At 37.2% G+C, this 13,563-nt stretch carries 13 protein-coding genes; 1 reads left to right on the top strand and 12 read right to left on the bottom strand.

Annotation, left to right across the window (positions count from 1 at the left end; all coding sequences use genetic code 11):
* Entirely contained in the window at positions 1 to 1,950 is a 1,950-nt protein-coding gene (gene parE, locus DQM45_RS04490) for a DNA topoisomerase IV subunit B (protein ID WP_003083016.1), read from the bottom strand.
* A 131-nt stretch (positions 1,951 to 2,081) separates the two neighbouring features.
* Between parE and plsY the strand changes: the two genes are divergently transcribed.
* Complete coding sequence (gene plsY / locus DQM45_RS04485) at positions 2,082 to 2,720, top strand: glycerol-3-phosphate 1-O-acyltransferase PlsY (protein WP_003085107.1); 639 nt, start codon at positions 2,082 to 2,084, stop codon at positions 2,718 to 2,720.
* Positions 2,721 to 2,854: 134 nt separating this feature from the next.
* Here plsY and DQM45_RS04480 read toward each other — a convergent pair whose 3' ends face one another.
* From DQM45_RS04480 to DQM45_RS04430, 11 genes are all read right to left on the bottom strand, one after another.
* Positions 2,855 to 3,508 carry a uracil-DNA glycosylase gene (locus tag DQM45_RS04480; RefSeq protein WP_003082792.1) on the bottom strand — a complete coding sequence of 218 codons (654 nt, stop codon included), beginning with the start codon at positions 3,506 to 3,508 and terminating at the stop codon, positions 2,855 to 2,857.
* Positions 3,509 to 3,616: 108 nt separating this feature from the next.
* Positions 3,617 to 4,279 (bottom strand): amino acid ABC transporter permease, encoded by a 663-nt coding sequence (locus DQM45_RS04475; protein WP_003085100.1) that lies wholly within the window; start codon positions 4,277 to 4,279, stop codon positions 3,617 to 3,619.
* A gap of 20 nt (positions 4,280 to 4,299) precedes the next feature.
* Positions 4,300 to 5,148 (bottom strand): transporter substrate-binding domain-containing protein, encoded by an 849-nt coding sequence (locus tag DQM45_RS04470; protein ID WP_003086096.1) that lies wholly within the window; start codon positions 5,146 to 5,148, stop codon positions 4,300 to 4,302.
* A 120-nt stretch (positions 5,149 to 5,268) separates the two neighbouring features.
* Complete coding sequence (locus DQM45_RS04465) at positions 5,269 to 6,726, bottom strand: amidase (RefSeq protein WP_003084334.1); 1,458 nt, start codon at positions 6,724 to 6,726, stop codon at positions 5,269 to 5,271.
* A gap of 183 nt (positions 6,727 to 6,909) precedes the next feature.
* Positions 6,910 to 7,668, bottom strand: coding sequence for a GNAT family N-acetyltransferase (locus DQM45_RS04460; protein WP_003086056.1), 759 nt, complete (start codon positions 7,666 to 7,668; stop codon positions 6,910 to 6,912).
* Positions 7,669 to 7,740: 72 nt separating this feature from the next.
* Entirely contained in the window at positions 7,741 to 8,373 is a 633-nt protein-coding gene (gene pyrE, locus DQM45_RS04455) for an orotate phosphoribosyltransferase (protein ID WP_003084043.1), read from the bottom strand.
* Between the two features lie 32 nt (positions 8,374 to 8,405).
* The gene (gene pyrF / locus DQM45_RS04450) at positions 8,406 to 9,098 is read right to left on the bottom strand and encodes an orotidine-5'-phosphate decarboxylase (protein WP_003085657.1); all 693 of its coding nucleotides are present in this window, start codon (positions 9,096 to 9,098) and stop codon (positions 8,406 to 8,408) included.
* A 249-nt stretch (positions 9,099 to 9,347) separates the two neighbouring features.
* Complete coding sequence (locus DQM45_RS04445; protein ID WP_003083436.1) at positions 9,348 to 9,908, bottom strand: hypothetical protein; 561 nt, start codon at positions 9,906 to 9,908, stop codon at positions 9,348 to 9,350.
* Positions 9,909 to 10,019: 111 nt separating this feature from the next.
* On the bottom strand, positions 10,020 to 11,255 hold the full coding sequence (locus tag DQM45_RS04440) for a nucleotide sugar dehydrogenase (RefSeq protein WP_003085304.1): 1,236 nt from the start codon (positions 11,253 to 11,255) through the stop codon (positions 10,020 to 10,022).
* Position 11,256: 1 nt separating this feature from the next.
* Positions 11,257 to 12,324: an NAD-dependent epimerase/dehydratase family protein gene (locus DQM45_RS04435; RefSeq protein WP_003085154.1), complete on the bottom strand. Its 1,068-nt coding sequence runs from the start codon at positions 12,322 to 12,324 to the stop codon at positions 11,257 to 11,259.
* A gap of 24 nt (positions 12,325 to 12,348) precedes the next feature.
* The gene (locus DQM45_RS04430) at positions 12,349 to 13,545 is read right to left on the bottom strand and encodes a polysaccharide biosynthesis C-terminal domain-containing protein (RefSeq protein WP_003083146.1); all 1,197 of its coding nucleotides are present in this window, start codon (positions 13,543 to 13,545) and stop codon (positions 12,349 to 12,351) included.
* Between the last annotated feature and the right edge of the window lie 18 nt (positions 13,546 to 13,563).

The raw sequence follows: 13,563 nt of genomic DNA, 5'->3' as shown, positions 1-13,563 counted from the left end.
TTAGAAGACTGTATTCTCCTCAAGTGTAAATGTAACATTGTCTTCAATCCATTGCCGTCTAGGGGCCGCCTTATCTCCCATCAAGACAGACACACGCCTCTCTGCACGTGCTAAGTCATCAATAGTCACACGAATGAGAGTCCTAGTTTCAGGGTCCATAGTTGTCTCCCACAGTTGGTCTGCATTCATCTCACCTAGACCCTTGTAGCGCTGTAGCATAGCACCTTTCCCAAATTCCTTTCGAAGATCTTCTAGCTCCCTGTCTGTCCAAGCATAGGCCACCTTAGCTGTCTTTCCCTTACCTTTGGACATTTTGTAGAGAGGCGGTAAAGCAATATAGACATGCCCTTCCTCAACAAGCGGGCGCATATATCGGTAAAAAAAGGTTAACAATAAGGTTTGAATGTGAGCACCATCAGTATCCGCATCCGTCATAATGATGATTTTGTCGTAGTTAATCTCTTCAATGCTAAAATCAGCTCCAACACCAGCGCCGATGGTATAAACCATGGTATTAATTTCCTCGTTCTTGAGAATATCTGTCATTTTAGCTTTTTCAGTATTTAAAACCTTACCTCGAAGTGGCAAAATAGCTTGAAACTTGCGGTCACGACCTTGTTTAGCCGAACCACCAGCTGAATCCCCTTCAACCAAATAAAGTTCATTTTTCTTAGCATTTTTGGATTGGGCTGGGGTTAATTTCCCAGAAAGCAAGCCTTTATCTTTTTTATTTTTCTTACCGTTTCGAGATTCATCCCGAGCCTTACGAGCAGCTTCGCGAGCGTCACGGGCTTTGATAGCTTTGCGAACTAGATTAGTTGCTAATTCACCATTCTCAAGTAAAAAATAAGTCAATTTTTCAGAAACAATGCCATCAACAACTGGACGAGCTAGTGGGCTTCCCAGTTTATCCTTGGTTTGTCCCTCAAATTGTAAATGTTGTTCAGGAACCAAGATAGATAGAACAGCTGATAATCCTTCACGGTAATCAGAGCCTTCTAAATTTTTATCTTTGTCTTTTAAAAGATTCGTTTTACGTGCATAATCATTCATAACCTTTGTTATAGCAGTCTTCAAACCAGTCTCGTGGCTACCACCATCTTTGGTTCGCACATTATTGACAAAGGATAAAATATTATCAGAAAAACCATCATTATATTGGAGTGCTACTTGTACTTGGAACTCTTGATCTTCTCCTTCAACATAAATTACCGGAGTCAACGTTTCCTTATCTTCATTTAGATAAGATACAAAATCTTGCACGCCATTTTCATAGTGAAATTCTTCTGTAACAGCTTCTTCTCCGCGCAGATCTGTCAAAGACATCTTGACATCCTTTAAAAGAAAAGCTGATTCTTTGAGCCGCTCTGCAATAGTGTTAAATTTAAAATCAGTTGTTGAAAAGATACTATCGTCAGGCATAAAAGTAACTGTTGTGCCCGTTTTACTCTTTGGAGCCGAAGCAATCTTCTTCAGAGTTGAGACCGGTTTGCCACCATTTTCAAAGCGTTGCTTATAAACCGAACCGTCACGGGTAATTTCAACTTCAAGCCACTTAGATAAGGCATTAACAACTGATGAACCAACACCGTGGAGACCTCCAGAGGTTTTGTAACCACCTTGTCCAAACTTACCTCCAGCATGTAACACAGTGAAGATAACTTGTACAGTTGGTATTCCCATGGCATGTTTACCAGTTGGCATCCCCCGTCCACTATCAGCAACACTAACTGAACCATCAGCATTAATGGTAACCTTGATTTCGTTACCAAAGCCTGATAAGGCTTCATCGACAGCATTATCAACAATTTCCCAAATGAGATGATGGAGACCAGTTGCATCTGTAGAGCCAATATACATCCCTGGGCGTTTTCGGACAGCGTCTAATCCCTCAAGAACCTGTATTGCATCATCATTATAATTGGTTATGGATATTTCTTTTTTAGCCAAAGTGACCTCCAGATTTTTTCATCTTTATAATCTTACAAGTTTTTTGAGAATTTTGCAAAGTTATTTTTTTATTATCTAAATTTAAGTGAGATTGCCTCATCTAAAAAAAGCTTTATGGTATAATAAAAATTATGAAACTAACATTCTTAATTATTATTGCATACCTCCTTGGCTCGATACCTACAGGACTATGGATTGGCCAATACTTTTATCATATTAATTTGAGAGAACACGGATCTGGCAATACCGGCACAACCAATACCTTTCGCATCTTAGGGATTAAGGCCGGTCTTGCTACCCTAGCAATTGATATCCTAAAAGGGACTATTGCGACCCTGCTGCCAATCATCTTTGGAGTGACCTTTTTATCACCCATTATTTTTGGTTTTTTTGCAGTAGTCGGACACACCTTCCCTCTTTTTGCTAAATTTAAAGGAGGCAAGGCCGTAGCAACCAGTGCTGGAGTTATCCTTGGCTACTCACCACTCTATGTCCTTTTTCTTGCCATAATCTTTTTAGTCATTCTCTATCTATTCAGTATGATCTCACTATCAAGTATCTGTACAGCCATTATTGCAGCTATTACTGTACTTTTCTTCCCAAGGATACATTTCCTCTTAAATCAACCAGATCCTATCTTGCTTGTTATCGTCATCTCACTAGCGGTACTCATTATTTATCGTCATAAAGATAACATCCAACGCATTAGATCAAAAAAGGAAAATCTCGTTCCTTGGGGACTAAACCTAAGCCACCAAAAAAAATCATAACCTCAAAAAAATTCCCTTTCAAACGATAGGGAATTTTTAAATTATTAACAAACTTTTCGTCTACTAATCTTATCACTGCTAAACTAGGTACCTATCAGTAACAAGTATGAGCTCTACCTTCTATAAAAATCATACTAGGACAGCCAATCAATAGGAGCAAGACCATTAGCTTCAAGAAAATGGTTAGCCCGTGAATAAGGTTGGCTACCAAAAAAGCCACGATAGGCTGATAAAGGACTGGGGTGAGCACTTTCAATCACCAAATGCTTTGGATTGGTAATCAATGTTTTCTTTTTCCTAGCATATCCTCCCCATAAGATAAAAACTACAGGGGTTTCCTTGCTATTAGCAACCTTGATAACAGCATCTGTAAAAGGTTCCCAAATAAGCCCTGCATGCCCATTTGCCTGATGTTCAGGCACGGTCAAACAAGCATTCAATAAAAGCACTCCTTGCTTTGCCCAAGGCAATAAATCATGATGATCTCGCAGTCCTATATCAGTCTCTAGTTCCTTTAACATGTTTTGAAGAGACGGAGGTGCTGGTAAGTCATCTGGCACAGAGAAGGATAGACCTTGCGCTTGTCTAGGGCCATGATAAGGGTCCTGACCTAAAATGACAACTTTTGTTTCTTCATAAGGCGTCTCGACTAGGGAACGAAAAACATTTTCACGTTTAGGATAGATTGTTCCTGATTGATAAGCCTGATCTAAAAAGTGATTGATTTTAGCAAAATAATCATCAGGAAGAGATGCTTTTATCATCTTATGCCAAGTTGAATGTTTCATAAACTACCTTTCTTCTAGAGCAAAAAATTTCATTTCTTTAGCTCATATTTTAGCATATTTTACAGGCAAAAACCTCAGAAATCGGTGATTTCTGAGGTTAAACTCTTTTTATTCATTTGGAAGCCGTAATTTCCATTCAAGATAGGCTTGAAAATTTTCGAATAAATAACAAAGGGACCAATAAATGAAAGCCACTAAAATATACATGGACATATAATCCCATTCCCTACCACCAACAATTTTGGCATTTTGAAAAATATCAGGAACCGTAATCATTGCTGCTAGTGATGAACTTTTTATCATATCAATAACAATGTTTCCAAGTGGCGGAATAGCAATTCGAATAGCCTGCGGTAAGATAACCTTTTTTATGACAGTTTTTTGAGGCAAACCCAGCGCTTTGGCTGCTTCCCATTGACCTAAGGCGACAGCATTAATAGAAGATCTAAATATCTCTGAAATATAAGCCGAACTCACCAAACTAAAGCCAATATAAGCACAAAGCAGGGCTGGTAATTGCAGGTTAAAATAGGGCATTCCAAAATACAACATAAATAACACGACAATCATAGGGACACCACGCATGATTGAGACATAAACCTTCACAATTCTTCTGAAAAAGCCATGTCGTGATCTTCCGAGGATAGCTAACAGAATCCCCAAACTGATACCAGTTAAAAAACTCAGTGCCGAGATTCCGATAGTATATGGTAGTCCCGAAAGTACAAACCAGAGACTGTCTTTCATTAATTGAAAATTAATAAATTTCATCGGCAACTGTCCATTTCTAATTAGTCAACGTCTGAAACGTCAATTTTTTTAAAGTCATATTTTTTCTCTTTTGATACGTCTTGACCAGCAAAAAATTCTTTAGATAATTTAGTTAAAGTCCCATCTTTTTTCATTTCTGCTAAGGTTTGGTTTACTTTCTTCTGAAGTTTTTCATTCCCTAACTTAATAGCAAAGTTTGATTCTGAAGGGTTGTAATAAACACCTTTTAAGACTTTCACAGGAATGTCAGGAAGGGCTTTACTTGCCATTGATTGAAGATAGAAATCATTTAAAATAACGTCAGTTCTGCCATTAGCGACATCCTCTAGATAAACATCGTTAGTCACATTATCATAGATAACTAACTTAGCGCCAAACTTCTTAGCCACTTTCATATATGAAGTTGTCGAAGCTCCCGCAGCTTTTTTACCTTTTAAATCCTTCAATGATTTAATTCCAGAATCATCTGATTGGCGGACAATCATCGAACCAAAGGAATATTTATGGGCATTAGTGTACAAGAATTTCTTTGCATTCTTACTATCCTTTTCAATGGAATATCCTGCTATATCAACCTGACCACTATTAAGAGCTGAAAGCATGCCATCAACCCCCATCTCAGTGAACTTAACCTTAAGTCCTAAGCGTTTCCCAACTTCTTTGATGATTTCAACATCATAGCCTGTTAACTTATTCTTCTTATCATGGAATGATTGTGGAAAAAGAGTTCCTGAGGTTGCTACTTTCAGTTCACCCTTCTTCTCAATTTTATTCCATTGAGCCTGACCTTGGTCATCTTTTTTTGAGGCGCAAGCCGTTAAAACAAAAACTGAAAAAGCTAAAGCGATATATGTATAGATTTTTTTCATTAGAAAAAACACTCCTTTTTTTAATAAGTTTAGTATACCATTATACCCTTTGTTTCAGTCATGACAATGCTTACAAACAAAGAGAACCTAACCTATAATAGATTCTCTTTGTATTATATATTAGATTTTCATTTTAAATTGTCCAGCTTCTTCAAAGAGCGATGCTATTTGTAAAAGTAAGTCTTCACGACCCTTTGCCGCTATAAATTGAATACCTAATGGGTATTTATCCTTAACCAAGGAAAGAGGTAAGGTTATTGCTGGCTGTCCCGTTAGATTAGCAAGTGGGGTATAGGGATTGAGTGCTAGACCTTTTTGAAACATCTCTTTAACTAGCTGCAATTGTTCTTTGCTCGTATAGCCTTCAGCCTGAGACAACTTTGCCATCAAGTCAGGGTTTGGGTCAAGTTGCCTATGCTTAGGAGCAATGTCATGCGTTGTTGGTGTTATTAACAAGTCATATTCCTTATGAAAGTTAGCCATACAAGCACTATAGAAGTCCCACTCAGAAATAACCTTAGAATAATCTTTAGCTTTTAAATTCTGGCCTGCTTGATAAATGGCCCAGGTCATTGTCTCCATATCATCTTTTGTAAGCGGGCGTTTGATTGCTTGCTCAATCTCGTCAAACATGGCTGCTGTCTCAGCTGCATTCATAAAGTAATAAGAATCAATCAGGGCTTCCATATCAAAGGGTAGACGATTAATAGAAGTTATCGTATGACCATTATTTTCTAAAAAGCTCACTACCTCTCCTAAGGCCTTGTTAACTTCATCTGAAAAAGGGCTTCCGTCTACTTCATTACTTAATAGAGCAATTTTTAGCGGAACAGATTTTGCATTAAAAAGTACATCCTCGCTTAGTAGAGGTAAGGGAAAAGGCCCTTCAAGTTGACACTCCTGCAGATGGAACAGTAAGTTTTTTGTATCTCTCACTGATTTGGTTAAAGCAAAATGAACTGATGCTCCTTGCCAACTACGGTAGGATTCAGGCCCCGTCGGAATACGCCCCCGACTAGGTTTTAAACCAATCAGACCATTAAAGGAAGCAGGGATTCGTATCGAGCCACCTCCATCGCTAGCTGCTGAGATGACCGTTACTCCTGCTGCTATCAAAGCAGCTGCTCCGCCGGACGATCCTCCCGCATTGCGCGTAAGATCAAAGGGCAGATTGACTGTACCATTCGCTTTACTATCGCTAATATTTTTAAAACCAAATTCTGGGACATTGGTTTTTCCTAAAATAATAAAACCTAAGTCTCGCAATTTCTGAACATAATGACTAGTCACAGTTGCATAGTTCTTTTGAAAAAGGACGGACCCTGAAGTAGCTAAAGAGCCAGGCAAATTCTGCCCTAAATCTTTAATAAAAATAGGAACACCTGCAAAGGGCAAATTAGAAAAATCACGACTCCTAGCTTCTTCACGCGCCTCTTCATACCGCGTTGACACAATCGCATTTAAATCAGGATTAACTTTGTTGGCTTTGGCAATTGTATCTTCTACTAGTTCTAGTGGTGTTACTCGGCGTGTTCTGACAGCATGGGCCATTTCACTTGCATCTTTAAATGTTTTCATTCTGTACTCTCCGGCTAAATTGATCTCGCTTTAGTATAAACCACTTTTTCTTTTAAATCAAAATAAGTACAACTTCTTAAAAAGTGGGCTTGGATTTCAATAATAATCGCTTTTTAAGGTCATTAAACCTCTCTTCTCATAGTGTTATGTTAAACAATACTCCGAGTTAAGGTAACAGATAAGCTAGTCCTTCTTTTTATGACTCTCCTCTTTGCGAGTACCCACCCAGTAATGAGCTACTTCCTCATAGCCTTGGTGTTCATACATTTGACGGTTTACTTCTTCAGAAATGAGGATAGCATATTGAAATCCCTTACTAGCTTCTTTTTGTAGAGCAGAGCCAATTCCCTTTTCACGATAGTTTTCTAAAACACTAAAATCATCCATCTCAATATAGTCACCATAATGCCAAGCCGTTACATCTCCAATAATATCCTGATCATCTCGTGCAATCAAAATTTCAGACCCTTTTTCAGGAAGGTGGACTTGATCCCAGACATGCATTTCTTTAGCAAAGTTTTCGCCATAAACTAAGCGCTGTTGATATTTATAATCAAGGTAATCCCTGAAAAGCCGCTCACTTAATCTCTCAATAGTAATACCATCAATTACCTTTTGACTAAGCTTTAAACGACTTATAGGAGTGCTAAAAATAATGTGCTTTTCAATCTCAAACTGTTCAGCTTTCAAGTAGGCTTTTATGTTTTCCGGAAGTTCAGCATTTTCAGGAAAAAAGACCATTGCGTAGTCTAGAGGGTAATCTTTTTGCTCTTCTCTCAGATAGGCTAAATCTGCACTTAACTGCTCTAAACGGGGTAAAATTTTGTAATCAAGATAATTTGAATAATAGCGAGTTTTCAAATCAGAATCTTTAAAATGATAAAAACGATCCGTGTCTCGGTAAACCTGACTATAGTCAGTTAAAAGAGTTTTATAAGTCATGCAAAAGCTTCTCCTTCCTTTTCTACTCATTATATCATGAAAAAAGTGACGAACATTCAAAAACAAAATCCTTTATTTCATTTGCCAATTTTCCTGGTCTTCTTGGAATTTTTCTAGCAAAGCCAAGCCTTCAGCATTAATAAAGCCATTTTCTTTGGCTACTTGGATTAATAGGGAGTAGTTAGACAAAGTCTGACACTTGATACCTGTCTTATCAAAGTTGGCTTTGGCCTTTGGCAATTCATAAGTGAAGATTGCAACGACTCCAAGTACTTCTACTCCTTCTCGAATAGCTGCGGCAGCAGCATCAAGAACTGAACCGCCAGTTGAAATCAAGTCTTCAATGATAACCATCTTTTGTCCCTTTTCAATATGTCCTTCAATCTGATTACCTACGCCATGCTCTTTTGGCTTACTACGAATATAAGCAAAAGGCAGATTCATTTTATCAGCAACTATAGCACCGTGTGGAATACCTGCTGTCGCCGTTCCTGCGATGATATCTACCTCAGGATAGTGCCTTTTAATAATTTCTACGAAGCCATCTTCAATTAAGGTTCGTGTTTTGGGATACGAAAGAGTAATCCGATTATCTGTATAGATTGGTGATTTTATGCCTGAAGCCCAGGTAAAAGGCTGTTCAGGCTTTAAAGAAACAGCTCTAATCTCTAATAATTCAGTAGCAATTTGTTTAGCTAAAGTCATCTTATTCTCCTCATTTCTCTTCAAAAATGCTTTTAGGCATTCCATTCCTTCTTGATAGCTTGATAGGCCTTCCAAGGGTTTTGAGCTCGGGTAATAGGCCTACCCACAACAATATAGTTACTTCCCATTATTTTTGCTTCTTTAGGCGTCACCACACGCTTTTGATCTCCAATCTCTGCTCCTTCCGGTCGGATACCTGGCGTTACACAAATAAATCCCTCGGGTGCCACTTCTTTAATTGCCTTAACTTCATGAGCTGAACAAACCACACCATCGAGTTGAGATGTGACTGCTCCTTTAGCATAATGAAGTACCGATTCAAGTAATGAGGTTTGAATATTCTGGTTCTGACGCATCTCTTCTTCACTAGTTGAGGTTAATTGGGTGACAGCTATTAACCGAGTTTCTTGACCAAGTCCCTCACATGCAGCTTTCAGCATCTCTATTCCACCAGCAGCGTGTACAGTAGTCATATCAATTCTCATCTTAGCCAGAACTTGCATCGTGGCTTTGACCGTATGTGGAATATCATGTAATTTTAAATCAAGGAAAACACTGTGCCCTAAAGACTTAATATAGTAAACTATTTCTGGACCGACAGCATAATAAAGTTCCATTCCAACTTTGACATATAATTTTTCCTCCTCAGGGAAAACCTTTAAAAAGAGTTTCACTTCTTCAAAACCCGAAAAATCTAACGCAATAATGGGACGCTTTTCAAACATTTAACTTCCTTTCTACACAAAAAACCTTACTCTCAGAGAGTAAGGTTACAGAAAATAGCGAGCAAACCGCTCTTACTTTTACTATTTTAACCTTGAAGCCTCTCTGGACTTGTTAAAGGTATGCTATTTTTGCTATTATATCTTATTTAAAAAGAAGTGTCAAAAAAATGGTTAACTTTCTAACAAAAGACATAGGGAAATGTATAAGTAGTCTACTCAAAAAGCCCTGCTAAAAGCAAGACTTGATTTTTATCCTTGTATGTGTTCCGGACTAAATTGAGTTTCAGGAGCCATCTGTTTGGGACTATGGTAGTGCTTACGGAAAGCTTCTTCTTCAATATTGACCATCTTGATTTGCTCATAAAGAACTGGCGGTACAGGTACTTCTTTTAAGGACATCGAAATGATTTTCAAAGAAGAAAAGACATCAATCAAAACCCCAAAGACCCGAATCCGGTTATCGCCCAAGATTGCTTGAAAAACTTCTTTTGATTGACACAATGAAATCAAATCATCCAAACCCTTTACCCATTTATCAACAATCTGAAGCGTTTTATTCATTAATTTGAAGGCTTTTTCTTCGTACCAAAAAGTGGATTCTATCAAGCGCTGCTGGAAATCCAATCCATTGATGGCTGTAACGATATCTCCTAATTCAGACTGGACAAGGGCCGGCGGAAAATTTTCTCCTAAAATAGAAGGCGTTTTTTCGACTAGTAATAACTCATCCTTAAACAGTGTCAAATAGTGAATACTGACCAATAATTTTTGAATTAAAACTTTGTGACCATCTTGTTCAGTTACACTCATACGACACCATCCTTTACCATACACTTCGCTCAAAAACTATATTATAAATATAACACAAGAAAATTAAAAGGGCAATGCTAATGCATAATAATTAGGTGAGAATAGCAAGCTTTAGTCACGGTGGAACAAGTCTCGAGTATAGACCTTACCTTTAACATCATCCAAGTTTGAATCATAACGATTGGCAATGATGGCTTGCGATTTTTTCTTAAACTCATCTAAATTATTGATAATCTGACTTCCGAAAAATGTAACAGATTGATCTAAACTTGGTTCAAAAATAATAACTTTAGCACCTTTAGCTTTGATTCGTTTCATAATACCTTGAATCGAAGATTGCCTGAAATTATCACTATTACTCTTCATGGTGAGGCGGTAAACCCCAATCGTAATATCTTTTTCTTTTTCAGGGTTGTAATCGCTTGATCCTTGGTAAGCACCAGCCATCTCAAGCACTCTATCAGCAATATAATCTTTACGAGTACGATTACTTTCAACAATAGCCGTCATCATATTTTGTGGAACATCTTTATAGTTGGCTAAAAGTTGCTTGGTGTCTTTAGGCAGACAGTAACCACCGTAACCAAATGACGGATTATTGTAATGACTACCGATACGGGGGTCAAGACCAACACCCTCAATAATTGATTTAGTATCAAGCCCTTTACTTTCAGCATAAGTGTCTAACTCATTAAAATAGGACACACGTAAGGCAAGGTAGGTATTTGAAAATAACTTAACAGCTTCTGCTTCCGTAAATCCCATAATTAAAGTGTCAATGTCTTCTTTAATAGCTCCCTCTTGCAACAAGTTAGCAAAGGCAATTGCCTTATCTGTCAGGTCAAAATCATCTTTATCTGTTCCAACTATAATCCGACTTGGATATAAGTTGTCATATAAGGCGCGAGACTCTCTTAAGAACTCAGGACTAAAAATGATATTTGTTGTATGATATTTTTCTCTAACACTTTCTGTATAACCAACTGGAATCGTCGATTTGATAACCATAACGGCATCTTTATTAACAGCCAAAACAGCTTCAATAACTGATTCTACAGTACTAGTATCAAAGAAATCACGCTTGCTATCATAATTTGTTGGCGCAGCAATAATAACAAATTCCGCATCTACATAAGCCTCATGAGCGTCTAGAGTTGCTTTTAAATGCAAGTTTTTTGTCGCCAAAAACTCTTCAATTTCCTTATCTTGAATAGGAGATTGTTTTTGATTAATCATCTCCACTTTTTCAGGAATAATATCAACCGCTGTTACCTGATGATGTTGAGCCAAAAGGACCGCCATCGAAAGCCCAACATATCCAGTACCCGCTACCGCAATTTTTTTCATGTTATTGTCCTTTCACATAGAAGTCATAATACCATTCAGCAAATTGTTTCAACCCTTGGCGAAGACTTGTATTAGGGGTGTAACCAAACTCCTTTTCCAGTGCACTAGTATCAGCATAGGTAACAGCAACGTCTCCTGGCTGCATTGCTACAAGTTCTTTGTGAGACTCAAAGTCATAATTATGAGGTAATACTCCTGCTGCGATTAATTCTTCCTGAAGAATTGTAACAAAATCAAGTAAGTTTTCTGGGTGGCTATTGCCTATATTATAAATAGCATACGGAGGAATTGGCAAACCATCTTCACCTTGACTTCTTTTGGGAGCGCCATTCATCACTAAAGTAATGCCTTTGACAATGTCGTCAACATAAGTAAAATCACGCTTACAATTTCCGTAATTAAAAATTTGAATTGTTTCACCTTTAATTAATTTATTGGTAAAACCAAAGTATGCCATATCAGGACGACCTGCAGGTCCATAAACAGTAAAGAATCGCAAGCCAGTTGAAGGAATATTATACAGTTTACTATAAGAATGTGCTAATAGCTCATTAGACTTCTTAGTCGCAGCATATAACGATACAGGACTATCTACCTTATCTTCCGTACTATAAGGAATTTTGGCATTTGATCCATATACAGATGATGAGGACGCATAAACAAGATGTTCGACAGGATTATGTCGACAGGCTTCCAAAATATTGTAAAAGCCAATAATATTACTTTCAATATAAATATCAGGATGTGAAATAGAATACCTCACCCCCGCTTGTGCCGCTAAATTCACAACAATATCAGGCTTATAAGTTGTAAAAATGTCATCTACGAGTGTTCTATCAGCAATTGAACCTTTGATAAAAGTCCACTTAGACTTACTAGTTTTTGCAAGATTATTAATCTGATTAAGACGAAATTCCTTTAAAGACACATCATAATAATCATTCATATTATCAAGACCGATAATATGACCAACATGTTCTTCTTTTAATAGTTCAAGTACAAGGTTACTCCCAATGAAACCAGCAGCGCCTGTGACTAAGATTTTTTTATTGGTTACTTTTAATTCCATACTATCCACTCTATAAAGTATTCTCTAAACTTCTTCAAAATAAGTGTCCGGATGTTCAGGATCAAATATCTCATTACAAGTCATAACGGTTACAAGATTATCTGTTTCAGATAAGTTAATAATATTATGAGTCCAACCCGGAACCATATAGATTGCTTCAATTTTATCACCTGAAACTTCAAACTCAACAATTTCTCCGGTTACAATATTTCTTTCTTGAATTAAACCATGACCACTCACAACGATAAATTGCTCCCACTTACTACTATGCCAATGCTGTCCCTTGGTAATACCCGGCTTACTAATATTAATACTTACTTGGCCGCAATCCTCTGTATGAACTAATTCAGTAAATGATCCTCTGTCATCAATATTCATTTTTAAAGGGTAACTAAATTTATTGATGGGTAGGTAAGTTAAATATAGGGAGAATAATTTTTTTGCAAAGGACCCTTCCGGAATTTTTGGCATCAATAAATTAATAGGTTGCTGTTTGAATTTTTCTAATAAATCAACAATTTCACCTAATGTTACTACATGGGTTTTAGGAATATAACAATACTTACCATGTAAATAAGGTTGAGGAACGACACCATCATAGTCACATCTTACTTCCTTATTTTCTAACAAGTCTAGCATACCTTCTATCAGATCATCAATGTATAATAGTTCTATCTTAACATTTCTGTCACTGACAGTATATTCTAAATCGTTTGCTATAGCATGACAAAAAGTGGATACTGCTGAATTATAATTTGGTTTTGAATGCCCCATTAAATTTGGAAACCTATATACAGCTACTTTAACACCTTCTGACTTAGCATATTCAAAGAATAAATTCTCACCAGCTAGTTTACTCTTCCCATAGTCACCATCAGCATATCTACCAACTAAGGTCGCCTGAATTGATGAGGAAAGCATAATAGGTGCCTTATTATTATATTTTTTTAGCGTGTCTAATAATGTGCTTGCAAAGCCAAAATTTCCCGCCATAAATTCTTTCGTATTTTTTGGCCGATTAACACCAGCTAAATTAAATATAAAATCTGAATTTTGGCAGAAATATTCTAAGTCATCAACGGTTGAATCCATATCATATTCAAAAATATCATCAATCTTTAAATCAGACCGTGTTCTGTTTTTGTTGTCTCTAATATTTCTAAGTTGATTGACTAGGGCAGTACCAACCATTCCTTTTGCGCCTGTAACTAAGACTCTCATTCAATTCTCCTAAGATAA

Origin of the sequence: Streptococcus porcinus (assembly GCF_900475415.1) — a bacterium.
Classification (GTDB): domain Bacteria; phylum Bacillota; class Bacilli; order Lactobacillales; family Streptococcaceae; genus Streptococcus; species Streptococcus porcinus.
The sequence above is the reverse complement of the archived record's forward strand: the minus strand, read 5'-3'. Positions and strand labels throughout refer to the sequence as shown.

Excerpts from the sequence above, each read along its gene's own strand:
- plsY (WP_003085107.1), top strand. The coding sequence starts at position 2,082 with ATGAAACTAACATTCTTAATTATTATTGCATACCTCCTTGGCTCGATA.
- DQM45_RS04480 (WP_003082792.1), bottom strand. The coding sequence starts at position 3,508 with ATGAAACATTCAACTTGGCATAAGATGATAAAAGCATCTCTTCCTGAT.
- DQM45_RS04475 (WP_003085100.1), bottom strand. The coding sequence starts at position 4,279 with ATGAAATTTATTAATTTTCAATTAATGAAAGACAGTCTCTGGTTTGTA.
- DQM45_RS04470 (WP_003086096.1), bottom strand. The coding sequence starts at position 5,148 with ATGAAAAAAATCTATACATATATCGCTTTAGCTTTTTCAGTTTTTGTT.
- DQM45_RS04465 (WP_003084334.1), bottom strand. The coding sequence starts at position 6,726 with ATGAAAACATTTAAAGATGCAAGTGAAATGGCCCATGCTGTCAGAACA.
- DQM45_RS04460 (WP_003086056.1), bottom strand. The coding sequence starts at position 7,668 with ATGACTTATAAAACTCTTTTAACTGACTATAGTCAGGTTTACCGAGAC.
- pyrE (WP_003084043.1), bottom strand. The coding sequence starts at position 8,373 with ATGACTTTAGCTAAACAAATTGCTACTGAATTATTAGAGATTAGAGCT.
- pyrF (WP_003085657.1), bottom strand. The coding sequence starts at position 9,098 with ATGTTTGAAAAGCGTCCCATTATTGCGTTAGATTTTTCGGGTTTTGAA.
- DQM45_RS04445 (WP_003083436.1), bottom strand. The coding sequence starts at position 9,908 with ATGAGTGTAACTGAACAAGATGGTCACAAAGTTTTAATTCAAAAATTA.
- DQM45_RS04440 (WP_003085304.1), bottom strand. The coding sequence starts at position 11,255 with ATGAAAAAAATTGCGGTAGCGGGTACTGGATATGTTGGGCTTTCGATG.
- DQM45_RS04435 (WP_003085154.1), bottom strand. The coding sequence starts at position 12,324 with ATGGAATTAAAAGTAACCAATAAAAAAATCTTAGTCACAGGCGCTGCT.
- DQM45_RS04430 (WP_003083146.1), bottom strand. The coding sequence starts at position 13,545 with ATGAGAGTCTTAGTTACAGGCGCAAAAGGAATGGTTGGTACTGCCCTA.